This is a genomic window from Paracoccus zhouxuedongae (genome assembly GCF_041927815.1).
GTDB lineage: Bacteria > Pseudomonadota > Alphaproteobacteria > Rhodobacterales > Rhodobacteraceae > Paracoccus.
The window spans coordinates 405,580-426,394 of the sequence record NZ_JBHFHM010000001.1 but is presented as its reverse complement, the minus strand read 5'-3'; the positions used below and the strand labels follow the sequence as shown (position 1 = coordinate 426,394).

The following is a 20,815-nucleotide window of genomic DNA, read 5'->3' as shown; positions in this document are numbered from 1 at the left end:
ACCCTGTCAATGCTTCGGCTTGCGCCCGCTTGATGGCTTTTTCGGGGCATCGGTCGGCGCCCCGCCCAGATGCTTTTTCAGCCGCGACCGACCGGTGTTCTTGGTCGCGCGATCCTTGTAGGGGTTCTTTTCGCCCTGATCGCGGAAGGTCAGCCGGATCGGCGTGCCCTGCATGTCGAAATCGTCGCGCAGCCCGTTGACCAGATAGCGCGCATAGCTTTCGGGCAGCTTGTCGGTATGGGTCGCCATCACCACAAAGGCCGGGGGCCGGGTCTTGACCTGCGTCATGTAGCGCAGCTTGATGCGGCGCCCGCCCGGCGCGGGCGGCGGATGCGATTCCGTCATCGCGCCCAGCCACTGATTCAGCCGCGCGGTCGAGATGCGGCGGTTCCACACATCATGCGCGGCCAGGATCGCGTCATGCAGCCGGTCCAGCCCCTTGCCGGTCTTGGCCGAGACCGTCACCAGCGGCGCGCCACGCAACTGCGGAAGCAGCCGTTCAAAGGCCTCGCGCAGCTCTTTCAGCTTTTCGGGCTTGTCCTCCTCAAGATCCCATTTGTTCGCGGCAACGACCACCGCGCGCCCCTCGTCGGCGGCATAATCGGCGATGCGCAGATCCTGCTGTTCAAACGGGATTGCGACGTCCAGCAGCACCACGACCACCTCGGCAAAGCGCACGGCGCGCAGCCCGTCGGCCACCGACAGCTTTTCCAGCTTGTCGTTCACCTTGGCCTTCTTGCGCATCCCGGCAGTGTCGAAAATGCGGATGGGCGTGCCCATGAACTCGCTGCGCAGGCTGATCGAATCGCGGGTGATCCCGGCCTCGGGACCGGTCAGCAGCCGCTCCTCGCCCAGGATCTTGTTGATCAGCGTCGATTTCCCGGCATTGGGGCGACCGATCACCGCGATTTGCAGCGGGTTGGTCTCGGTGATGGCATGGGGCGCGGCCTCGCCGTCCTCATCCACGTCGATATCGACGATCGGAATATCGGCGGCGTGCCGTTCGGCGAACAGATCGGCCAAGGGTTGCAGGACGCGATACAGATCGTCCATCCCCTCGCCATGCTCGGCCGAGATGCGCAGCGGCTCGCCCAAGCCAAGACCATAAGCCTCAAGCGCACCCGCCTCACCGGCGCGGCCTTCGGATTTGTTGGCCGCCACGATCACATGTTCGGCGCGCTTGCGCAGGATGTCGGCGAAGTATTCGTCCGCCGCCGTCACCCCGTCGCGGGCGTCAATGACGAACAGGACCACATCGGCCTCATCCACGGCGCGTTCGGTCAGGCGGCGCATCCGGCCCTGAAGGCTGTCGTCCTCGGCCATTTCAAGACCGGCGCTGTCGATCACGATGAAGCGCAGATCGCCCAGCCGACCCTGCCCTTCGCGCAGATCGCGCGTCACGCCGGGCTGGTTGTCGACCAAGGCCAGCTTCTTGCCGACCAGTCGGTTGAACAGGGTGGACTTGCCGACATTCGGCCGTCCGACGATGGCAAGTGTGAAACTCATCTGACCTTCCGCAAGCCCCGCCCGCGGCCCTTTCTTCCTGGCAAAAATATCCGGGGGGGTCGCCACCGCGGCGCCACCGGTTCAAGCGCGGTGGCGACGGGCGCACAGCCCCCGCTGCCCACCCTATCGATAGGCGTTCAGCTGGCCGTTTCGGCCCATCACATACAGCACCTGACCGGCCACCACCGGGGCCGAGGCGGCGCCGCCGGGGATCGGCGCGCTGCCCACCATCGCCCCCGAGGTCGGATCAAAGGCCCGCAGCAGCCCGTCGCCCGAGGCGACAAACAGCCGCCCACCGGCCAGAACCGGGCCATAGCTGGCATAGATCGCCTTCATCTTCTTCGGGCGGCGATCCTGGAAATAGGGCAGGTCGACGGCCCAAACCCGACCGCCGTTGGCCGCGTCCAGCCGCACAAGCTGGTTCTGGTCATTGACCACGAACACCGCATTGCCCGCCACAACCGGCGCGCTCATCGCGCCTTCGCGGGCGGTCCAGATCACTTCGCCATTGCCGGCCGACAGCGCCGCCATCTGCCCGGCCGAGTTCGCCGCATAGACGGTGTTGCCGCGGATCACCGGCTCACCCGTCAGATCGCTGAGCGACCCAATGGCCCGGCCCAGACGCTGCCCGGCGACATGCGCCGTCCACAGGGGCATGCCGCCCTGGCGCAGCGCCGCGTTCACCTCACCCGAGGCCTGCGGGAAGACCACCATCCGCGGATCGACGGCGGGGGCGGCGACACCGGTCACACCGGCATTGCCGGGCGTTCCCTCGGCCGTCCATTGCACCCGGCCATCGCTGGCGCGCACGGCCCAGCCCGACCCGTCGCGGCCCACGACATAGACCAGCCCGTCAGCATAGGCCGGTGCGCCGCCAATCGGCGCGCGCACCCGCTGGCGCCATTGCACGGTGCCGGTTCGCGCATCCAGCGCCACCAGTTCGCCAAAGCCCGAGGTAGCAAAGACCCGCCCCTCGCCATAGGCCAGCCCGCCGCCCGAGGCGCTGCCCGCCGATTCACCGGGCGGGGTCACATCACTCGACCAGACCGTGCCGCCATTGGCTGCAACCGCCGTGACCCGCGCCTGCGAATCCATCGCATAGACGACGCCCCCGGCAACGATCGGATCAGCACTGATCCGGTGCCGCTTGCCCGAGCCTTGGCCGATATTGGCCGACCATATCCGGTTCAGCCCGGCCCCAAGCGCGACATGGCCCGCATCATGCGCCGCATTGCCGCCGCGCTGCGTCCAGTCGGCATTGCCGCGCATCGCAGGCAGCGCCAGCGCGACGCCGCTGCGCGGCGCGGCCATGCCCTCGATGCTGGCGCCGGCACTGGCGGCTGCGGCCACGACGCCCGCGCGCACATCCTCACGCGCGCCGGGCAGGATCACCTCGCGCTCGGCGCAGGCCGACAGGATCAGACCTGCCCCAAGCGCCAGCCAGCCCGAACGGCGGGCGATCCGCCCGGCACCCGTGTTGATGATCCAGTCCGCAGCGGTCATTGCCGTCTCCCTGCCATTCGATCCGATGCCGCCGGTGCCCCGGTCCGGCCTATTGCATTGCCGGGGCCAGCGCCTCGGCCTCGGGGTCGGCGCCCAAGGTCACCATGATCTCGCCGACGCGGCGGCGCAGGCCGGCGGTCAGTTCCGGTTCCGCCAGGATCTGCCGATACAGCGACACCGCCTCGTCGCCGCGTCCGGCGGCGGCCAAGGCGGCGGCCTTCTGTTCCAGCGCCAGCGTGCGATAGGGCGCGCCGGGCGCGGCCAGTTCGGTCAGCGCGGCATCGGTCAGTGCGGGATCGGCGGTCGGGTCGGCCAGTAGCACGACCTTCAGCCGCAGCATGTCGCGCAGCGATCCGGGCAGCGTCGCATCGCCCGCCATCTGCTCCAGCCGGGTCTTGGCCCCCGCGCGGTCCCCGGCGATCAGCGCCGCATCGGCAGCCATCATCGTGACCAGCGCCTTTTGCTGCGCCGAAAGGTCCGCCTGCGCCGCCAGCCCGTCCAGCGCGGCCAGCCGGTCGGGCTGACCTTGCGCCGCAAGGATGGCATCGCCAAAAGCCTGTGCCGCCGCCGCATCGCGCGACTTGCGCCATTCGTTGAACGCGGCCCCGCCGACGATCAGCGCGATGATCAGAAACGCGATCCAGCCGTATTTGCGCATCATCGCGGCCATCCGGTCGCGGCGCACTTCCTCGGTCACTTCGTCGATGAAACTGTCGGTCTCGCTCACGTCCGGTCCTTTGGTCTGGGGGGCGCGGCGGATGGCCCCTGCGGCTTCTTACACGCAGCGGGCGGCTTTTGCCAAGCACGCCGCGGTGAGCGCCCGCCGCGGCCGCGATGAAAGTCGCTTCCGGGCGGCACGGCGGGCGGGCGACGGATGTGCCTGCCTGCGAACAGACGGCACCAACCCCGCCTTGCCCCAAGGCAGGAGGCCGATTCGGACAGCGCAGTCCGGGCGGCGATCCGAACGCGGGGCAGCCCCTCAGACCCAAGATCATCATCCTCGGCGCCGCTGGCGCAAAGTGCGCGCCGCTATTCTGCGGCCTTGCCCTGCGCCTCGGCCTCGGCAGACTGGCGCGCCCACATCGCGGCGTAACGGCCACCGCGCGCCAGCAATGCCTCATGCGTGCCCTGCTCGGCCACTTCGCCCTGATCCAGCACCACGATCAGATCGGCCTGGGCGATGGTCGACAGCCGGTGTGCGATGGAGATCACCGTGCGGCCCTGCCCCATCTCGGTCAGGCTGTCCTGAATGTCGCGTTCGGTCTGGGTGTCCAGCGCGCTTGTCGCCTCATCCAGCAGCAGGATCGGCGGGTTTTTCAGGATCGTGCGCGCGATCCCCACCCGCTGCTTTTCGCCGCCCGACAGCTTCAGCCCGCGTTCACCCACCGTCGTGTCATAGCCATCGGGCAATGAAGTGATGAAGTCGTGGATGCGCGCGGCGCGGGCGGCGGCCTCGATCTCGGGCCGGGTCGCCTCGGGGCGGCCATAGGCGATGTTGTAAAGGATGGTATCGTTGAACAGAACCGTATCCTGCGGCACCACGCCGATGGCGGCGTGCAGGCTGGCCTGGGTCACGTCACGCACGTCCTGGCCGTCGATCCTGACCGCACCGCCGGTTACATCGTAGAACCGGAACAAGAGCCGCCCGATGGTCGATTTGCCCGAACCCGATGGCCCGACCAGCGCCACGGTCTGCCCGGCGGGAACGCGCAGGCTGACGCCCTTCAGGATCTGGCGCGCCGGTTCGTAGGCGAAACGCACATCATCGAACACCACCTCGCCCCCCGTCACCCGCAGCGCGGTCGCGCCGGGGGCGTCGGTGATCTCGGCCGGTTGTTCCAGCAGGGTGAACATCTGCGCCATGTCGACAAGCGCCTGTCGGATCTCGCGGTAGACGGTGCCCAGAAAGCCCAGCGGCATGGTGATCTGGATCATGTAGGCGTTGACCATGACGAAATCGCCCACCGTCAGCGCCCCCGACATCACGCCGCGCGCCGCCATCACCATCACCGCCACCAGCCCCGAGGTGATGATCAGCGCCTGGCCAAAGTTCAGCAGCGCCAGCGACAGGCCGGTTTTCACGGCCATCTTCTCATAACCCGCCATGGCCGCGTCATAGCGCGCGGCCTCGCGCCCGGCGGCGCCGAAATAGCGCACGGTTTCAAAGTTCAGCAGGCTGTCGATGGCCTTCTGGTTGGCCTCGGTATCCTGATCGTTCATCGCCCGGCGCAGCTTGACCCGCCATTCGGTGACGCGGAAGGTGAAGGCGACATAGGCGATGATCGTGGCCAGCACCGCGACCATGTACCAAAAGCCGAACATCACCGCGAAGATGGCGGCGACCAGCGCCAGTTCCAGCATCAGCGGGCCGATCGAGAACAACAGAAAGCGCAGCAGGAAATCGACGCCCTTGACCCCGCGCTCGATGATCCGCGACAGCCCGCCGGTCTTGCGGGTGATGTGAAAGCGCATCGACAGGCGGTGGATATGGGCGAATGTCTCATTCGCCAGTTGCCGCAGGGCGCGCTGCGCGACGCGCACAAAGACCGCATCGCGCAATTCGGAAAAGCCGACATTGCCAAGGCGCGCCAGCCCATAGGCGACGGTCAGGCCGATGGCGCCCAGGGCAACCAGCCAGCCATCGTCGCGCGCCTCGCCAGCCAGCGCATCGACGGCGGCCTTGTAAAAGAACGGCGTCATGACCGACACGACCTTGGCCACCGCCAAAAGCGACAGCGCCAGCACCACCCGCTGCCGCACCCAGGGCGCGTCCTTGGGCCATAGATAGGGCAGCACCTTGCGGATCGTGCGCAGGCCCTGGCCGCGTTCCAGGCTCACGGCATCGGATGAGGTCGCGGAGGACGGGCGCATGATCGGAAACCCCCTTGGCTGGCCGCCGGTCCGCGATGCTGCGGGCCGGGCGGGCGTGGCTGGCGGCGTTATGGCAGAGCCTCCGCGGGGGTTCAATGCGGCCCTAACCGTCCGAGCTGCGCGCCCACAGGTTGATCCCGGCGTCATAGGCGAGGTCGTCGATCCGGGTGATTTCCTCATCGCTGAAGTCCAGCCGGTCGATGGCGCCCACGCAGTCGCGGATCTGCCCCGGACGCGACGCCCCGATCAGCGCCGAGGTCACGCGCCCGCCGCGCAAGACCCAGGCAATCGCCATCTGCGCCAGCGTCTGCCCGCGCGCCCCGGCGATCTCGTTCAGCCCGCGCAGGGTGGCGCGCATCCGGTCGTCGATGACGCCGCCATCCAGCGATTTGCCCTGGCTGGCGCGGCTGTTTGCGGGCACGTCCTTCAGATAGCGGTCGGTCAGCAGCCCCTGCGCCAGCGGCGTAAAGGCGATGCTGCCGATACCCAGATCCTCCAGCGTGTCCAGCAGGCCATCGCTTTCGACCCAGCGGTTGAACAGGTTGTAGCTGGGTTGATGGATCAGGCAGGGCGTGCCCAGATCCCGCAGGATCGCCGCCGCCTGCCGGGTGCGTTCGGCGTTATAGCTGGAAATCCCCACATACAGCGCCCGGCCCGACCGCACGATGTGATCCAGCGCGCCCATGGTTTCTTCCAGCGGGGTGTCGGGGTCCAGCCGGTGCGAATAGAAGATGTCGACGTAATCCAGCCCCAGGCGCCGCAGCGACTGGTCGCAACTGGCGATCAGATACTTGCGCGATCCCCATTCGCCATAGGGACCGGGCCACATATCGTAACCGGCCTTGGAACTGATGATCAGCTCATCGCGATGCGCGGCGAAATCGGTCGCCAGGATCTGCCCGAATGCGGTCTCGGCGCTGCCGCCGGGCGGGCCATAGTTGTTGGCCAGGTCGAAATGGGTGATGCCCAGATCAAAGGCGGTGCGGCACATGTCGCGCTTGGTCTGATGCGGCGTGTCATCGCCGAAATTGTGCCACAGCCCCAGACTGATGGCGGGCAGTTTCAGCCCCGAGCGCCCGCAGCGGCGATAGGCCATGCGGTCATAACGATCATCAGCGGGGGTCCATGTCATCGCAGCCTCCTGTCGGTCACGCGCGATGTTAGCGCCCGCCCCCGCGCCTTGACCAGAGCCCTTCGCCGCAGCGGGAACCCGCCGGGGCGGCACTGGGTTATGCGGCGGCCACAGGCCTTGGGGGATGGTGCGTGATGGACGGTTTCGATCTGGCGCGGGCGCGGGTGGCGGTGGTGATCAACGCGGCCTCGGGCAAGGGGGCGGCGGCCGATCTGCGCGGGGCGATCACCGATGCGCTGTCGGGGCGCTGCGCCAGCCTCGACTGGCATGAGATTTCCAAGGGCGGCAACCCCGGCGACCTTGCCGCCCGCGCGCGCGACGCGGGGGCGGATGTGGTGCTGTCGGTCGGCGGCGACGGCACCCAGGCGGCGGTCGCGCAGGCGCTGGCGGGCAGCGACGTTGTGATGGCGCCGATCCCGACCGGAACCTTCAACTATTTCGCGCGCGATCTGGGCATGGGCGATGATGCCGCCACGGCCCTGACCACCCTGATCGCCGCCCGCCCCCGCGCCATCGACCTGGCCGAGGTCAACGGCACCGTGTTTCTGAACAACGCCAGCTTCGGCCTTTACCCCGAGATCCTCGAGGCGCGCGAAAGCCTTTATCGTCGCTGGGGCCGGTCGCGGCTGGGGGCCTATTGGACGGTGCTGACCAGCCTGACGCAGATGCGCCGCCGGATGCGGCTGTCGGTGCAGGATGGCGACCGGCTGCGGCGTTTCAAGACCCGGCTGGCCTTTGTCGCCGCCAGCCCCCTGCAACTGGAAAGCCTTGGGCTTGAGGGCGGCGAGGCGCTGCACGACGGTCATCTGGCGCTGTTTGTCGCCCATGGCCGCAGCCCCTGGGCGCTGATCGGCGCGGCGCTGCGGCTGGCGATGGGGCGGGCCGCGCGGGCCAGCGACTTTGACCTGATCTGCGCCGACGATCTGACCATCGACAGCCGCCCCCGGCAACGAAAGGTTGCGCATGACGGGGAAAAGTCGCAGATGTCGGGACCGTTCCGGTTGCGTGTCAGGCCGGACGCCCTGTGGGTGCTGGCGCCCGAACGGCGCCCCGATGGCAGCATCGCACGCGGCGCGCGGCCGTGACCTTGACCGTGCCCTTGACTGTGACCGATCGCCTTTCGCGGGACCAAGACGTGAGCCGACTGATCCTTCTGTCCGATCTGCATTTCGGCCTGCACCGGGGCGATCTGGTGGACCCTCTGATCCGCCGCGTCAATGCCGCGCGCGCCGATCTGGTGGTGATCACCGGCGATCTGACGCATCGCGCGCGGGCGGCGCAATTCGATCTGGCGCGCGATTTCCTGCCGCGCCTGACCGCGCCCTGGATCACCGTGCCGGGCAATCACGATGTGCCGCTGTTCAACATCCTCGCGCGGCTCTGGTGGCCGTGGGACGGCTATCGGCGCACGATTGATCCGGTGCTGGCCCCTGCCCGCGATCTGGGTGCGCTGCGGGTGATCGGCGTCAACACCACCGACCCGCACGTCTGGCAGCGCGGCCGCATCGACGATGCGACCCGCGCCCGGGTCACCGCAACCCTGCGCGCCCGCCCCGACGCGATCGGCGTCATCGCCCTGCACCACCCGCTGATCCAGCGCCCGACCATCACCAAGACCCCGACCGAGGGCGCGGATGAGGCCCTGGCCGACTGGACGGCGGCGGGGGCGCGGCTGATCCTGTCAGGCCATATCCACATCTGGGACGTGCTGGGCCTGGGCCACGGGCCGCTGCACATCCAGGCCGGGACCGCGCTTTGCGACCGGCTGCACGACCGTCAGAACGAATATGCGGTGCTGGATTTCGACGGCCCCGCGCTGCGCATCACCCGCCATATCGTGCCGATGGGATCGACCGATTTCCAGCCGCCTGACCGGCTGGACTATGCGTGGACCGGCAGCGGCTGGCATCAGCCTTAGGCGCGGATGGTGATGCCTGCCGGGCCGTGCTCGACCGTGCCGATCCGGGCGGCCAGCGGATAGCCCGCGGCACGGATCTGCGCCAGCACCCGGTCGGCCGCGTCCGGGGCCACGCTGACCAGCAACCCGCCCGAGGTCTGCGGATCGGTCAGCAGATGGCGCTGCCAGTCGGGCAGGCCATCGGGCAGGCGCACCTGATCGCCGTAAGCCGCCCAGTTGCGATGCGACGCACCGGTGACATGGCCGCTTTGCACCAACTCGACCGCGCGCTTCAGCAGGGGCAGCGCGGGCAGGTCGATGGCCAGCCGCAGACCGGCACCGCGCGCGACCTCAAGCCCGTGGCCCAGGATGCCGAAGCCGGTGACATCGGTGATCGCATGAACCGCCGGGTCATCGGCCAGATCTGCCCCGATCCGGTTCAGCAGCGTGGTCGTCGCGATCATCTCGTCATAGCCGGCGGCGTCCAGATTGCCCTTCTTGATGGCGCTGGAATAGATGCCGACGCCCAGACCCTTGGTCAGGATCAGCGCATCGCCCGGCTGGGCGGCGGTATTGCGGCGCAGCTTTTCGGGATGCACCAGCCCGATCACGGCCAGCCCATAGATCGGCTCGGGCGCGTCGATGCTGTGGCCGCCCGCGACCGGGATCCCGGCCTGACCGCAGATATCGGCCCCGCCGTTCAGGATCTCGCGGATGGTGGCGGCGGGCAGCTTGTCGATGGGCATTCCCAGGATCGCCAGCGCCATGATCGGCCGCCCGCCCATCGCATAGACATCGGAAATCGCATTGGTCGCGGCGATGCGGCCGAAATCGCGCGGGTCATCGACCATCGGCATGAAGAAATCCGTGGTGGCAATCACGCAGGTCGCGTCATCGACCTGCCAGACGGCGGCGTCATCGGCGGTGTCGCTGCCCACCAGAAGCTGCGGAAAGGCCGCCGCCAGCGGCTGATCGGCCAGCAATTCGCGCAGAACCGAGGGCGCGAGCTTGCAGCCGCAGCCGCCACCATGTGCCAGCGCGCTCAGCCGGATCGGTTGGTCTTGGGTCATGGCCTTGCCCCTTTCTTGCGGTCTGGCCGCACCTTGCCGCGCCGGGCGGCGACACGCAACCCGCCCCCGCCCTGCGACTTTCGGCGGGTGAAAGCGGCGCGAATGGCTGGACATCCGCGACTGCCTGCCGCACCTTTAGAGGATATAAAATGTTTGACGGAGGACCGCGATGACCATTCGACTGAAACCCCTGCTGGGCCTGGCCCTGGCCATCGGCACGCTGGCCGGTGCGGCCTCGGCCCAGAACATGAGCTTCTTCCGCATCGGCACCGGCGGCACCGCGGGCACCTATTACCCGATCGGCGGGCTGCTGGCCAATGCCATCTCGAACCCGCCGGGGTCGCGCCCCTGCGATGAGGGCGGCTCCTGCGGCGTTCCCGGTCTGGTGGCCTCGGCCATCGCGGCCAATGGCTCGGTCGCCAATGTGAACGCGGTCATGGGCGGCACGCTGGAATCGGGCTTTGTCCAGGGCGATGTCGCCGCCTGGGCGCAGACCGGCACCGGCATCTGGGAGGGCCAGCCCGCTGCCGACAAGCTGCGCGCCATCGCCAACCTTTACCCGGAATCGCTGCATCTGGTGGCCCGCGCCGATGCCGGCATCGCCAGCGTCGCCGATCTGAAGGGCAAGCGCGTGTCGATGGACGAACCGGGATCCGGCACGCTGGTCGATGCCCGCATCGTGCTGGAAAGCGCGGGCCTGACCGAAGGCGATGTCCGCGCCGAGTTCCTGAAGCCCGATCAGGCGGCCGAACGGATGAAGGACGGCCAGATGGATGCGTTCTTCTTTGTCGGCGGCTATCCGGCGGGGGCGATTGCCGAACTGGCCAGCCAGCACGCCGTTACCCTGGTGCCGATCCCGGCCGAGGCGGCGCAGGCGATCATCGCCAAATACCCGTTCTTTGCCGCCGATACCGTGCCAGCCGGCACCTATAACGGCGTCGATGCCGACACCGCTACCATCGCCGTCGGCGCGCAATGGGTGACTTCGGCCGATCAGCCCGATGACCTGATCTATGGCATCACCCAGGCGCTGTGGAACGACAACACCCGCAAGCAACTGGATGCGGGCCATGCCAAGGGCAAGCTGATCACCAAGGAACATGCGCTGGATGGTCTGGGCATTCCGCTGCATCCGGGTGCCGAACGCTTCTATAAAGAAGCGGGTCTGCTGAAGTAACGATCAACGGGCGCGGGGCATCCCCCCCGCGCCCGTGCCTTTGCCAGGAAACAGACATGACCACTTCGCCGCAGACCGGGCACGGCCCGCACGTCACCCATCTGACCGCCGATGAGCTGCAAGCCATCGAGGAAAAGTTCGACCCCGAACTGCGCTTTCGCCCGCTGCCCGGCGCGATGACGCTGTTGGCGGGGGGGCTGCTGTTCCTGCTGTCGTGCTATCATTACTACACCGCCGGTTTCGGCATCCCGCAGGCCACCACGCATCGCGGCCTGCATCTGGCGGCGACGCTGCTTCTGGTGTTCATCTTCTTCGCGGCCTTCACCCGCAGCGGTGAGCCGGTGCCGGCCTCGCGCGGCCCGCTGTCGCTGTTCGGCCTGCCGGTGATCGACTGGCTGTTTGCCCTGGCTGGCGCGGCGGCGGCGCTTTATGTGCCCTGGATCTATGCCGATCTGGCCTTCCGTGTCGGCAATCCGAACGTGCTGGACGTGACGATGGGCACCATCCTGATCGTCACCCTGCTTGAGGCGGTGCGCCGGTCGATGGGCTGGCCCTTGCCGGTCATCGCCATCCTGTTCATGGCCTATGCCTATTTCGGACCCTATTTCCCGGCGGCCTTTGCCCATCCGGGTGCCGATTGGCGCGGCATCGTGAACCACCTTTACCTGACCTCGCAGGGGATCTACGGCACCGCGCTTGGCGTGATCGCCACCTATGTGTTCCACTTCGTGCTGTTTGGCGTGATGGCCACCCGCATCGGGCTGGGGCAGTTGTTCATCGACATCGCCAGTGCCTTGGCCGGCCGCTATTCCGGGGGGCCGGCCAAGGTGTCGGTGCTGTCCTCGGCGCTGCTCGGGTCGATCTCGGGCTCGTCGATTGCCAATACGGTGACGACCGGGGCGCTGACCATTCCGGCGATGATCCGCGTCGGTTACCCCCGCCATTTCGCCGCCTCGGTCGAGGCGGCAGCATCGACCGGCGGGCAGATCACCCCGCCGATCATGGGCGCGGTGGCGTTCCTGATGATCGAATATCTGGGCCTGCCGCTGCAAACCATCCTGATCGCGGCGATCGTCCCGGCTTTCATGCATTTCTTCGGCGTGCTGGTGCAGGTCCATCTTGAGGCCCGCCGCCTGGGCTTGCGCGGCCTGCACCCCGATGAGCTGCCGAACGCCTGGAAGGTGCTGAAAGAGGGCTGGCTGACGGTGGTGCCGCTGATCGTGCTGATCGCCATCCTGATGTCGGGGATGACGCCCTTTGCCGCCGCCTTCTGGTCGATCACCTGCTGCATCGCGGTGCTGATCGTGCAAGAGGTGATGCGCCACGGCATCCCCGATGGCCTGCGCCAGACCGCCCATGGCCTGTGGGAAGGCTTCACCCTGGGCGCCAAGCAATCGTTGTCGGTGACCGCCGCCGCCGCGCTGGTCGGCGTGGTGATCGGCGTCGTCACCCTGACCGGCGTCGGCTTCCGCGTCGCCTATATGGTGACCACGGCGGCGCAGGACTGGGCGACCAGTGTCGATGGCTGGCTGGGCGTGCTGCCCTTTGACCTGATCTCGGTGCAGTCGCTGACGCTGCTGTTCACCCTGGTGATGACGGCGGTGGTTTGCGTGCTGATGGGCTGCGGCATCCCGACCACGGCGAATTACATCATCATGGTCGCCGTGGCCGCGCCGATCCTGGGGCTGCTGGGGGTCGAACCCATCGTCGCGCATTTCTTCGTCTTCTACTTCGGCGTGCTGGCGGATGTGACGCCGCCGGTGGCGCTGGCGGCCTATGCCGCGGCGGGGATCGCGGGGGCGAATGCCTTCAAGGCGGGCAACACCGCCTTCCGGCTGTCGATGGGCAAGGCGCTGGTGCCCTTTGTGTTCGCCTTCCAGCCCGCGCTGCTGATCGTGACCAAGGATTTCACCCTGCCGCTGTTCGTGCTGGCCACGGGCGGGGCGATGCTGGGGATCCTGGCGCTGTCGACGGCGATCACCAACTGGATGCTGGGGCCGCTTTACTGGTTTGAACGGCTGCTGCTGGTGCTGGCGGCGGTGCTGCTGATCGCGCCCGATCTGACGGTCACGATCATCGGCATCGTGCTGTTCGCCATTCCGCTGACCCGGCAGCTTCTGGCCGGGCGCGGGCAGGCCCCGACCCCGGCCTGACGCACTTGTCACCGACCATCAGGGGGGCCAGCGGCCCCCCTTTTTTCCTGCCGCGACATCTGCAAGGATCGCCCGATGACCCAAGATCTGACCCTGACCAACCTGACCCTGCGCGAGGATGACGGCATCGGCATCCTGACGCTGAACCGCCCGTCCAAGCGCAATGCGCTGGACGAGGCGACGATCGAGGATCTGATCGCCTTTTTCACCGCCCTGCCCCGGTCGGGCCTGCGCGCCGTCGTCGTGCGGGCCGAGGGCGACCACTTCTGTGCGGGCCTTGATCTGGTCGAACACCACCGCGAGGATCGCCGCCCCGAAGCCTTCATGCATCTGTGCCTGCGCTGGCATGAGGCGTTCAACAAGATCGAATATGGCGGGGTGCCGGTGATCGGCGCGCTGAAGGGCGCGGTGGTCGGCGGCGGGCTGGAGCTGGCCTCGTCCTTCCATATCCGTGTGGCCGATGCGTCAACCTATTTCGCCTTGCCCGAGGGCACGCGCGGGCTATTCACCGGTGGCGGCGCGACGATCCGGGTGGCCGATCTGGTCGGCAAGGCGCGGATGATCGACATGATGCTGACCGGGCGGGTCTATCAGCGCGACGAGGCGGTGGCGGTCGGGCTGGCGCAATATCTGGTCGAGGACAGCGAGGCCAAGGCCATCGAGATCGCCCGCGCCTGCGCCGCCAATACCAGCCTGTCGAACTTTGCCATCTGTTCGGGGATTTCGCATTTCCAGAACATGTCGGGTCTGGATGCCGCCTATGCCGAGGCGGTGCTGGCCGGGATCGTCAACACCCAGCCCGCGGCGCGCGACCGGTTGGCGGCCTTTGCCGATGGGTCCGCCAAGCGCATCCGTCCCGAAGCATAAGGGAGGGGGCGCTGCCCCGCTCGGGCTGCGCCCTGCCCTCGGCCAGGGCCTCGGGCGTTCGTCGGGGAAACGGTCCCCCGGACCGTTTCCTGATCCTCCTCACCCCTTGGGATATCTGGGCCAAGAAGAAAGGGTCCGCGCCTTAGCGTGCCGGGCGCTGGATCTGTTCCAGATATTCGGCAATCGCCACCAGCCGCACCGGGGTCGGGGTCTTGATGCCGTCGCCGCTGTCATAGGGGATCAGCGCGCCATCCATCAGCGGGCCGAATTGCGGCATCACCGCGCCATGCGGGTTGGTGTCGCCGTCGCCATAGATCTTGGCCATGGTCGCGCGGCGCGGGAAGCTGCCGCCGTTGCGCGCGGCGATCAGCGTCAGATCGGCGGGGGCGGCGTCCAGTTCCGGCTCGGCCCCGCCATGCCCGCGACCGTCATCGCCATGGCATGAGGCGCAGAAGGCGCGGAAATCGGCGCGGCCATCCTCGGCCGGGGTGGTGCAGGCCGTCAGCCCCGCCGTCAGCCCGAAGGCGATCATCCCCATTGCCCAGATCGTTGCGCGCATATCGGCCCCCTTTTGCTGCGGGCCTTATCGTGCCACCGCGGCGACGGCGGGGCAAGGCGGCACGCGCAAGGTCAGGCGTCGATCAGCCGACCCTGATCCAGCCGCAGGATGCGGTCCATGCGCGCGGCCAGCTCCGGGTTGTGGGTGGCGATCAGCGCCGACAGGCCGGTGTCGCGCACCACATCCATCAGCGCGCCGAACACCTGATCGGCGGTGGCGCTGTCCAGATTGCCGGTCGGTTCGTCGGCCAGCAGCAGTTTGGGACCATTGGCAAGCGCACGGCAAAAGGCCACGCGCTGCTGTTCTCCCCCCGACATTTCCGCCGGACGGTGCGCGGCCCGCGCCCGCAGGCCGACCCGATCGAGCAGGGCCAGCGCCCGGTCGCGGGCCTGACCGCCCGGCACCCCGTCGGCCAGCTGCGGCAGGGTGATGTTCTCCAGCGCCGTGAACTCGGGCAGGAGGTGGTGGAACTGATAGACAAAGCCCAGATCGCGGCGCCGCGCCTCGGTCCGGGCACGATCGGAAAGGCCGGTCATGTCGGCCCCGCCGATCAGCACGCGCCCCGCATCGGGCGTGTCCAGCAGACCGGCGATGTGCAGCAGCGTCGATTTCCCCGCCCCCGAGGGTGCGACCAGCGCCACCACCTGCCCGCGCGGGATCACCAGATCGACACCGCGCAGCACCGGCACCGCATTCGGGCGGCCCGCGTTATAGGTCTTTTCGATCCCCTGAAGGGTCAGCACGTCATTCATAGCGCAGGGCCTCGACCGGGTTCATCCGGGCGGCGCGGCGCGCCGGGAAGATGGTGACAAGAAACGACAGGATCAGCGACAGGCCGATGGCCTTGGCGATGTCGATGCCGCGCAGTTTCGCAGGCAGTTCGTAGATGCCGCGGATCGAGGGATCCCAGGCACCGCCGCCGCTGGCCCAGTTGGCGAATGCCATCACGCTGTCGACATTCAGCGCGAACAGCACGCCCAGCACCACGCCGATCGCCGTGCCGATCACCCCGGTGAAGGCCCCGCACAGGAAGAACACCCGCATCACCGCGCCTTGGGTCAGGCCCATGGTGCGCAAGATGCCGATGTCGCGCCCCTTGTTCTTGACCAGCATGATCAGCCCCGAGGTGATGTTCATCGTGGCGATCATCACCAGGATCGACAGGATGACGAACATCACGTTGTCCTCGATGTCGAGGGCGCGCAGAAAGCTGCCCGCGCCGTCGCGCCAGGTCCAGGTCAGCGCGGCGGGACCGGCGACCTGCCGCAGGGCGGGGATATGGCTGTCGACCTGTTCGGGGTTGGTCACGAAGATCTCGACCTCATCGGCGACGCCTTCGCGGTTGAAATAGCTCTGCGCCTCGGCCAGCGGCATGTAGACGCGGGTGCGGTCGATGTCATAGCGCCCGGCGGTGAAAATATAGACCACCGGATAGGCATTGACGCGCGGGCTGGTGCCAAAGGCCGTGCGCGCACCATTGGGCGAGATCATGCGGACGGTATCGCCCACCGTGACGCCCAGTTCGCGCGCCAGGCCCGAGCCGATGGCGATGCCCTGATCCAGGCTGTCGATATCGCCAAAGCCGGTCTCGGGATCGGCCACGCGCGGGATGGTCTTCAGATTGTCCAGCGTCAGGCCGAACACCTCGGCCACGTTCGACCGGTCACCGATATTCAGCATCACCTGGCCACGCACCAGCGGCGCGGCGCGGGTCACGCCCGGCACCTGCGCAAGACGCGCGGCAAGATCGTCGTAATCCTGGATCCGGCCAGGCACCGTCATCTCGGCGGCCTCGACATAGACCGGGCCGTTATAGACCGTCACATGGGCATTTGCGCCCAGGATCGTGTCGACGAACTCGGCCCGGAAACCGGCGCGCACGGCCAGGGTGGCGATCAAGGCAGCCACGCCCAAGGCGATGCCGATCAGGCTGATCCAGGTCATCACGCTGACCCCGCCCTCGGCCCGGCGGGCGCGCAGATAGCGCCAGGCGATCAGGAACTCATAGCCGGAGAACGGCGCGGGGGGGCGGCGGGTGGCGGGCGCGGCGGGGTGATCTGTGGGCATCGGGCTTCCCTTTGGGTCAGGCGCACCTTGCCCAAGGGGGGGCAAAGGTCAAGGCGGTGCAAGGCCGGGCTGGCGCGTCTCACGCGACATTGACGCTTGGCTGCGGGCAAGATCGGGGTTAGCCTTGCGCCACCGGCGCCGCGATATCCGCAGCGCACGGACCTGCAAGCCCGCGCCGGGCCAGCTTATGTTACCTGTCACGCCGTTCCGATCCGCCACCCCGATCCCGACCTTGATCTGCCGTCCCGAGTAGCCCATGCGCCACAGCCTGCCGCTGGCCCCCCAGTTCTATGTGACCGCGCCGCAGCCCTGCCCCTATCTGGCGGATCGGCTGGAGCGCAAGCTGTTCACCGCGCTGTCGGGCGACGGGTCGGAACGGCTGAACAACGCGCTGTCGCGGCAGGGCTTTCGGCGGTCGCAGAATGTGCTGTATCGCCCGGCCTGCGCTGATTGCAGCGCCTGCCTGTCGGCGCGGATCCGGGTCGATGACTTCGCTCCCTCGCGCAATCAGCGCAAGGTGATGCGCCGCAATGCCGATCTGGTGCGCGTCGCCACAAGCCCCTGGGCGACCGAGGAACAGTTCAGCCTGTTCCGCCGCTATCTGGATCGCCGCCACGCCGATGGCGGCATGGCCGACATGGACATTTTCGAGTTTGCGGCCATGGTCGAGGAAACCCCGGTGCGGTCGCGGGTCGTCGAATATCGCCGCCCCCATGCCGGGCTGCGGCTGGACCACAGCATCCCTGGGCCAGACAACAGCGATCTGATCGCCGTCTGCCTGACCGATGTGCTGGATGACGGGCTGTCGCTGGTCTACAGCTTTTACGAACCGGGCCAGGATCACCTGTCGCTGGGCAGCCACATGATCCTGGATCATGTCGAGATCGCCCGCGCCGCCGACCTGCCCTATGTCTATCTGGGCTATTGGGTGCCGGGCAGCCGCAAGATGGATTACAAGGCGCGCTTTGCCGCGCTGGACATCTTCAAGGGCGGGGTCTGGCAGGATCTGGGCGATCCCGACCAGCACACCGGGGAAACACACCCGTTGTCGGTCGAACCCATCGTCGAGCAGGTGGCGCGGATCCAGTTGCCCGAACTGCGCGCCGAGCCACAACCCGCCACGCCCATGCCGGTGCGCGGCCCCGTGCCGCCGCGCGGCACCAGCGGCTGACCCAGCCGGATCGCCCCGGATCGCGCCCGAAATGCCGCGCAACATGTCGCATTATTTTTGTGCTCCACGGACATTTTCTTTCCGCTTTCCGGTTGACGCCCCCGGCCCGCCTGCCTAGTGTCCGGGCAGGCACAAAACCCCAGGACAGCCCATGCACCGGACCCTTATTCTTGTCGTAGACTACCCGCGCATGGGCCGGTGACGGTAGACCAGATCACCCCCCCCATGCGCCCCCGCTGATCGGGGGCTTTTTGTTGCCAGTATGGCCCCTAGTGGAGAAGACAGATGTCACGGCAGATGACCGGAGCGAAAATGGTGGTGCAGGCGCTGAAGGATCAGGGCGTCGATACCGTATTCGGCTATCCCGGCGGTGCCGTTCTTCCGATCTATGACGAGATTTTCCAGCAAAACGACATCAAGCACATTCTGGTGCGCCACGAACAGGGCGCGGTGCATATGGCCGAGGGCTATGCGCGGTCGACCGGCAAGCCGGGCGTGGTCCTGGTGACCTCGGGGCCGGGGGCGACCAATGCGGTCACCGGGCTGACCGATGCGCTGCTGGATTCGATCCCGCTGGTGGTGCTGTCGGGGCAGGTGCCGACCTTCATGATCGGCACCGACGGCTTTCAAGAGGCCGACACGATCGGCATCACCCGCCCCTGCACCAAGCACAACTGGCTGGTCAAGGAAACCGACCGGCTGGCCGAGACCATCCACCAGGCCTTCCATGTGGCGACCTCGGGGCGACCGGGGCCGGTGCTGATCGACATTCCCAAGGACGTGCAATTCGCCAACGGCACCTATAGCGGGCCGAAGCAGGCCAAGGTCGATCACTATCAGCCGCGCCGCAAGGGCGACATCGACGCCATCACCCGCATCGTCGAGATGATGGAAACCGCCGAACGCCCGATCTTTTACACCGGCGGCGGGGTCATCAACTCGGGCCCCGGCGCCAGCCAGTTGCTGCGTGAACTGGTGGATGCGACCGGGATTCCCGTCACCTCGACGCTGATGGGGCTGGGGGCCTATCCCGCCAGCGGCAAGAACTGGCTGGGGATGCTGGGGATGCACGGCCTGTATGAGGCCAACCTGGCGATGCACGGCTGCGATGTGATGATCAACCTGGGCGCGCGGTTCGACGACCGCATCACCGGGCGGGTGGCCGATTTCAGCCCGAAAAGCTGGAAGGCGCATGTCGATATCGACCCCTCGAGCGTCAACAAGGTGATCCATGTCGACCAGCCGGTGATCGGTGACATCGGTCACGTGCTGGAGGATCTGCTGAAGATCTGGAAGGCACGCGGGCGCAAGGTGAACAAGCCCGCGCTGGAAAAATGGTGGGCGAAGATCGAGGGCTGGAAGGCGGTGAACTGTCTGGCCTATGGCGGGTCCGAGACGGTCATCAAGCCGCAATACGCGCTGGAGCGGCTGGAGGCGCTGACCAAGGGCCATGACCGCTATGTCACCACCGAGGTCGGCCAGCACCAGATGTGGGCCGCACAATTCCTGGGCTTCGAGGCGCCGAACCGATGGATGACCTCGGGCGGTCTGGGCACGATGGGTTACGGCCTGCCGGCCAGTATCGGCGTGCAGGTGGCCCATCCCGAGGCTTTGGTCATCAACGTCGCGGGCGATGCGTCCTGGCTGATGAACATGCAGGAAATGGGAACCGCGGTGCAGTTCCGCGCCCCGGTCAAGCAGTTCATCCTGAACAACGAACGGCTGGGGATGGTGCGCCAATGGCAGCAACTGCTGCATGGCGAGCGTTACAGCCAGTCCTGGTCGGAAAGCCTGCCCGATTTCGTCAAGCTGGCCGAGGCCTTCGGCTGCAAGGGACGACAGGTCAGCAACCCCGCCGAACTGGACGATGCGATTGCCGAGATGATCGCCTATGACGGGCCGTTCATTCTGGATGTGCTGGTCGAGAAGCATGAGAATTGCTTCCCGATGATCCCCTCGGGCAAGCCGCATAATGAAATGCTGCTGGCGGCGGATGCCGAGGCGTTCAAATCGGGCGCGACGCTGGTGTGACGGGCGCGCGGGGGTTTTACCCCCGCACCCTCAGGATATTTGGGCCAAGAAGAAAGAGGCAATCATGGCGGCGTTGAACATCAAGAAGGGCGCGACCTCACACTCGGCCTATGATCTGCGTGATCCCAACAGCCAGGGTGTTGAGCGGCACACGCTGGCGGTCATGGTCGATAACGAGGCCGGGGTGCTGGCGCGGGTGATCGGGCTGTTTTCGGGGCGGGGCTACAACATCGACAGCCTGACCGTGGCCGAGGTGGATCACAGCGGGCACCGGTCGCGGATCACCATCGTCACGCGCGGCACGCCCTCGGTCATCGAGCAGATCAAGGCGCAACTGGGCCGGATCGTGCCGGTGCACGAGGTGCATGACCTGACCGTGGAAGGCGCCAGCGTCGAGCGCGAACTGGGCCTGCTGAAGGTCGTCGGCACCGGTGACAAGCGTGTCGAGGCGCTGCGGCTGGCCGATATCTTCCGCGCCAAGGTGGTGGATTCGACGCTGGAAAGCTTCGTGTTCGAGATCACCGGCGCACCGGAAAAGATCGACGCCTTTGCCGATCTGATGCGGCCGCTGGGGCTGGTCGATGTGGCGCGCACCGGGGTGGCGGCGCTGTCGCGCGGCGCCTGAGCCGGATCAGGGTTCTTTTCGCGGATCGACCGGCTTCGGCCGGTCGTCCCATTCGGTCGACAGGATGCGTTCGGCATCGCCCTTGGGGTCTTCGAACTGGTGGTTGCGCATCGCCCAGAAAAAGGCACCCAGCCCCACGCCGCCAAGCAGCAGCGAAATCGGGATCAGATAGACCAGCACATTCAT

General features: G+C 67.4%; 18 protein-coding genes. 8 read left to right on the top strand and 10 right to left on the bottom strand.

From position 1 onward, the window contains the following. Window positions 1-6 precede the first annotated feature (6 nt). The 5 genes from der to mgrA form a co-directional block, all read right to left on the bottom strand. Window positions 7-1,506 (bottom strand): ribosome biogenesis GTPase Der, encoded by a 1,500-nt coding sequence (der, locus tag ACEYYA_RS02220; RefSeq protein WP_374797115.1) that lies wholly within the window; start codon window positions 1,504-1,506, stop codon window positions 7-9. A 123-nt stretch (window positions 1,507-1,629) separates the two neighbouring features. Then, window positions 1,630-3,009: an outer membrane protein assembly factor BamB family protein gene (locus ACEYYA_RS02215; protein ID WP_374797113.1), complete on the bottom strand. Its 1,380-nt coding sequence runs from the start codon at window positions 3,007-3,009 to the stop codon at window positions 1,630-1,632. Between the two features lie 49 nt (window positions 3,010-3,058). Then, window positions 3,059-3,736, bottom strand: a complete 678-nt coding sequence (locus tag ACEYYA_RS02210) for a tetratricopeptide repeat protein (protein ID WP_374797111.1) — start codon at window positions 3,734-3,736, stop codon at window positions 3,059-3,061. A gap of 302 nt (window positions 3,737-4,038) precedes the next feature. Further along, window positions 4,039-5,880, bottom strand: coding sequence for an ABCB family ABC transporter ATP-binding protein/permease (locus tag ACEYYA_RS02205; RefSeq protein WP_374797109.1), 1,842 nt, complete (start codon window positions 5,878-5,880; stop codon window positions 4,039-4,041). A 103-nt stretch (window positions 5,881-5,983) separates the two neighbouring features. Next, window positions 5,984-7,012, bottom strand: coding sequence for an L-glyceraldehyde 3-phosphate reductase (mgrA, locus tag ACEYYA_RS02200; protein WP_374797107.1), 1,029 nt, complete (start codon window positions 7,010-7,012; stop codon window positions 5,984-5,986). A 134-nt stretch (window positions 7,013-7,146) separates the two neighbouring features. On the opposite strand from mgrA, the gene ACEYYA_RS02195 reads away from it, so the two are divergent. Beyond that, the gene (locus ACEYYA_RS02195; RefSeq protein ID WP_374797105.1) at window positions 7,147-8,097 is read left to right on the top strand and encodes a diacylglycerol/lipid kinase family protein; all 951 of its coding nucleotides are present in this window, start codon (window positions 7,147-7,149) and stop codon (window positions 8,095-8,097) included. Between the two features lie 50 nt (window positions 8,098-8,147). Then, complete coding sequence (locus tag ACEYYA_RS02190) at window positions 8,148-8,930, top strand: metallophosphoesterase family protein (protein ID WP_374797103.1); 783 nt, start codon at window positions 8,148-8,150, stop codon at window positions 8,928-8,930. On the opposite strand, the gene selD is transcribed toward ACEYYA_RS02190, so the two are convergent. Beyond that, on the bottom strand, window positions 8,927-9,979 hold the full coding sequence (gene selD / locus ACEYYA_RS02185; protein ID WP_374797101.1) for a selenide, water dikinase SelD: 1,053 nt from the start codon (window positions 9,977-9,979) through the stop codon (window positions 8,927-8,929). The genes ACEYYA_RS02190 and selD overlap by 4 nt on opposite strands. Window positions 9,980-10,148: 169 nt before the next feature. Between selD and ACEYYA_RS02180 the strand changes: the two genes are divergently transcribed. The 3 genes from ACEYYA_RS02180 to ACEYYA_RS02170 all read left to right on the top strand — a co-directional run bounded on the left by ACEYYA_RS02180 (window position 10,149) and on the right by ACEYYA_RS02170 (window position 14,176). Continuing rightward, entirely contained in the window at window positions 10,149-11,156 is a 1,008-nt protein-coding gene (locus ACEYYA_RS02180) for a TAXI family TRAP transporter solute-binding subunit (protein WP_374797099.1), read from the top strand. 56 nt (window positions 11,157-11,212) lie between these two features. After that, a complete protein-coding gene (locus ACEYYA_RS02175) occupies window positions 11,213-13,309 on the top strand; it encodes a TRAP transporter permease (RefSeq protein ID WP_374797097.1) in 2,097 nt (698 codons plus the stop codon). 75 nt (window positions 13,310-13,384) lie between these two features. After that, window positions 13,385-14,176: a crotonase/enoyl-CoA hydratase family protein gene (locus tag ACEYYA_RS02170; protein WP_374797095.1), complete on the top strand. Its 792-nt coding sequence runs from the start codon at window positions 13,385-13,387 to the stop codon at window positions 14,174-14,176. Window positions 14,177-14,318: 142 nt separating this feature from the next. Here ACEYYA_RS02170 and ACEYYA_RS02165 read toward each other — a convergent pair whose 3' ends face one another. The 3 genes from ACEYYA_RS02165 to ACEYYA_RS02155 all read right to left on the bottom strand — a co-directional run bounded on the left by ACEYYA_RS02165 (window position 14,319) and on the right by ACEYYA_RS02155 (window position 16,802). Further along, entirely contained in the window at window positions 14,319-14,735 is a 417-nt protein-coding gene (locus ACEYYA_RS02165) for a c-type cytochrome (protein WP_374797093.1), read from the bottom strand. 71 nt (window positions 14,736-14,806) lie between these two features. After that, window positions 14,807-15,487, bottom strand: a complete 681-nt coding sequence (locus tag ACEYYA_RS02160) for an ABC transporter ATP-binding protein (protein WP_374797091.1) — start codon at window positions 15,485-15,487, stop codon at window positions 14,807-14,809. Then, window positions 15,480-16,802 carry a lipoprotein-releasing ABC transporter permease subunit gene (locus ACEYYA_RS02155; RefSeq protein ID WP_374797089.1) on the bottom strand — a complete coding sequence of 441 codons (1,323 nt, stop codon included), beginning with the start codon at window positions 16,800-16,802 and terminating at the stop codon, window positions 15,480-15,482. The genes ACEYYA_RS02160 and ACEYYA_RS02155 overlap by 8 nt, the downstream gene beginning before the upstream one ends. Window positions 16,803-17,058: 256 nt before the next feature. Here ACEYYA_RS02155 and ACEYYA_RS02150 point away from each other — a divergent pair, with 256 nt between their 5' ends. The 3 genes from ACEYYA_RS02150 to ilvN all read left to right on the top strand — a co-directional run bounded on the left by ACEYYA_RS02150 (window position 17,059) and on the right by ilvN (window position 20,629). Next, complete coding sequence (locus ACEYYA_RS02150; RefSeq protein WP_374797087.1) at window positions 17,059-17,973, top strand: arginyltransferase; 915 nt, start codon at window positions 17,059-17,061, stop codon at window positions 17,971-17,973. A gap of 285 nt (window positions 17,974-18,258) precedes the next feature. Beyond that, window positions 18,259-20,004, top strand: a complete 1,746-nt coding sequence (locus ACEYYA_RS02145) for an acetolactate synthase 3 large subunit (protein ID WP_374797085.1) — start codon at window positions 18,259-18,261, stop codon at window positions 20,002-20,004. A gap of 64 nt (window positions 20,005-20,068) precedes the next feature. Next, window positions 20,069-20,629: an acetolactate synthase small subunit gene (ilvN, locus tag ACEYYA_RS02140; RefSeq protein ID WP_374797083.1), complete on the top strand. Its 561-nt coding sequence runs from the start codon at window positions 20,069-20,071 to the stop codon at window positions 20,627-20,629. Between the two features lie 6 nt (window positions 20,630-20,635). Here the strand turns inward: ilvN and ccoS are convergent, their stop codons facing one another. Further along, a complete protein-coding gene (gene ccoS, locus ACEYYA_RS02135; protein ID WP_374797081.1) occupies window positions 20,636-20,815 on the bottom strand; it encodes a cbb3-type cytochrome oxidase assembly protein CcoS in 180 nt (59 codons plus the stop codon).

Bases quoted from the DNA above. Each gene is read 5' to 3' on its own strand.
- ACEYYA_RS02150 (WP_374797087.1), top strand. From the start codon at position 17,059: ATGCGCCACAGCCTGCCGCTGGCCCCCCAGTTCTATGTGACCGCGCCG.
- ccoS (WP_374797081.1), bottom strand. From the start codon at position 20,815: ATGAATGTGCTGGTCTATCTGATCCCGATTTCGCTGCTGCTTGGCGGC.
- ACEYYA_RS02195 (WP_374797105.1), top strand. From the start codon at position 7,147: ATGGACGGTTTCGATCTGGCGCGGGCGCGGGTGGCGGTGGTGATCAAC.
- der (WP_374797115.1), bottom strand. From the start codon at position 1,506: ATGAGTTTCACACTTGCCATCGTCGGACGGCCGAATGTCGGCAAGTCC.
- ACEYYA_RS02205 (WP_374797109.1), bottom strand. From the start codon at position 5,880: ATGCGCCCGTCCTCCGCGACCTCATCCGATGCCGTGAGCCTGGAACGC.
- ACEYYA_RS02170 (WP_374797095.1), top strand. From the start codon at position 13,385: ATGACCCAAGATCTGACCCTGACCAACCTGACCCTGCGCGAGGATGAC.
- ilvN (WP_374797083.1), top strand. From the start codon at position 20,069: ATGGCGGCGTTGAACATCAAGAAGGGCGCGACCTCACACTCGGCCTAT.
- ACEYYA_RS02155 (WP_374797089.1), bottom strand. From the start codon at position 16,802: ATGCCCACAGATCACCCCGCCGCGCCCGCCACCCGCCGCCCCCCCGCG.
- mgrA (WP_374797107.1), bottom strand. From the start codon at position 7,012: ATGACATGGACCCCCGCTGATGATCGTTATGACCGCATGGCCTATCGC.
- ACEYYA_RS02145 (WP_374797085.1), top strand. From the start codon at position 18,259: ATGTCACGGCAGATGACCGGAGCGAAAATGGTGGTGCAGGCGCTGAAG.
- ACEYYA_RS02175 (WP_374797097.1), top strand. From the start codon at position 11,213: ATGACCACTTCGCCGCAGACCGGGCACGGCCCGCACGTCACCCATCTG.
- ACEYYA_RS02215 (WP_374797113.1), bottom strand. From the start codon at position 3,009: ATGACCGCTGCGGACTGGATCATCAACACGGGTGCCGGGCGGATCGCC.
- ACEYYA_RS02180 (WP_374797099.1), top strand. From the start codon at position 10,149: ATGACCATTCGACTGAAACCCCTGCTGGGCCTGGCCCTGGCCATCGGC.
- ACEYYA_RS02165 (WP_374797093.1), bottom strand. From the start codon at position 14,735: ATGCGCGCAACGATCTGGGCAATGGGGATGATCGCCTTCGGGCTGACG.
- ACEYYA_RS02160 (WP_374797091.1), bottom strand. From the start codon at position 15,487: ATGAATGACGTGCTGACCCTTCAGGGGATCGAAAAGACCTATAACGCG.
- selD (WP_374797101.1), bottom strand. From the start codon at position 9,979: ATGACCCAAGACCAACCGATCCGGCTGAGCGCGCTGGCACATGGTGGC.